Below are 1333 nucleotides of genomic sequence, written 5' to 3'. Positions count from 1 at the left end.
TTCTTCTTCAACTAACGGGGTGCGTTAATCCAAGAAAGATTAAGGCACTTTTTTGTTGAAGATATAGATACTCAATTAACTGTGCAGGAGGCGTTTTCCTGTAACAAGAATCATAAAATACCTAGAGTTTGGGCTAGTTTTTTTTCGCAATGACTCGAAAAAAATAGCTGGAGCCTGACCGCGGAAAGCGTCTACCTCGAAATGAAATAGATCAATTAGAGGGGAGAAGAGTAAATGGAACTAAAAACAACTTGGTACTTAAAGAAAAAAACATTATATTTTTTCTGTATTGTTACTCCACCAATCGGTTATCTTGTTTTAATTATGAATTTAAAAAAGTTTGAACATACTCAAAAAATTGAGTATCTATCTATAGCAACTATTATGATGGCGATTTGGTTGTTGAAATTCTTACCCGAAAGATTAAATAACTATGTGTGGATAATTATTATTACGCTTCTAGTCGGTAGTGCTATTATCAAACTTTTAAAGAATAAAAACCATAATTAGGATTTCCGTAAACACTACTTTAATAAACAAGTGATCTTAAATGAACTATTACATATTAACTATGTTTTTTCCATTGAAGGAACTTTGGTTTTCTTACTGAACTACCATGAAAGAACGTAATTAACTTTCATTTTCTGTGGTGAAGCTCTGCTTCATGGATGGCTAACGGGTGCTTTAGTAAAAGAAGATTAGGAATTTATAACAATGAAAACTCGCCATTTTTGAACTGCACCAAAATTGTTAGACACAAAACTAACAATGGAGGTGCAGTTTTTATATGGCTAAATTTACATTCGAGGATAAGTTAGGGGCAGTAAAAGAGTATGAAAATGGAAGCCATTCTTATCGTGATATTGCTAAATAGCTTGGTACGGTTCATAAAACAATTCAAAAGTGGGTAAATCTTTACAGGGAATATGGAGAGGATTCTTTAAGAAAAAGTTATACAAAATACTCCGCAGCGTTTAAAATGGAGGTACTCAAATATATGGACGACAATTGGGCATCTCTAAATGATACAGCGGTGAAGTTTAAAATTCCTGATCCCTCCATCATCAGAACATGGAGGAAAGCTGTAGAAACAGAAGGAGTAGAAGCCCTATTACCAAAGAAGAAGGGGCGACCTCCAATGAAAAAAGCAAGAAAAACGGATGAGCCGAATAATCAAACAAAGGAATCCCTTATCCAAGAAGTCGAACGGTTACGAATGGAGAACGCTTATCTAAAAAAGTTGAATGCCTTAGTTCAGGAACAGGAAAAATTACAAGAAAACACAAAGTGCAAGTAATTTTTGAACTAAGGAATGGGATTAAGTGCCAAGTTC

Annotated in this window: 2 protein-coding genes; both read left to right on the top strand. The window is 34.3% G+C overall.

Translation table 11 applies throughout. The features are described 5' to 3' along the window. The first annotated feature begins 234 nt into the window (after nucleotides 1–234). Nucleotides 235–510: a hypothetical protein gene (locus tag V7097_RS25320; RefSeq protein WP_335706410.1), complete on the top strand. Its 276-nt coding sequence runs from the start codon at nucleotides 235–237 to the stop codon at nucleotides 508–510. Nucleotides 511–979: 469 nt separating this feature from the next. Further along, nucleotides 980–1297: a helix-turn-helix domain-containing protein gene (locus tag V7097_RS25315; RefSeq protein ID WP_335706409.1), complete on the top strand. Its 318-nt coding sequence runs from the start codon at nucleotides 980–982 to the stop codon at nucleotides 1295–1297. Nucleotides 1298–1333 lie beyond the last annotated feature (36 nt).

The sequence above is a fragment of the Bacillus sp. JJ1562 genome (genome assembly GCF_036962705.1).
GTDB lineage: Bacteria > Bacillota > Bacilli > Bacillales > Bacillaceae_L > Ferdinandcohnia.
This window is presented reverse-complemented; position numbering and strand designations above follow the sequence as displayed.

What these genes read in the sequence shown, in the direction of transcription:
- V7097_RS25320 (WP_335706410.1), top strand. Translation starts at nt 235, where the DNA reads ATGGAACTAAAAACAACTTGGTACTTAAAGAAAAAAACATTATATTTT.
- V7097_RS25315 (WP_335706409.1), top strand. Translation starts at nt 980, where the DNA reads ATGGAGGTACTCAAATATATGGACGACAATTGGGCATCTCTAAATGAT.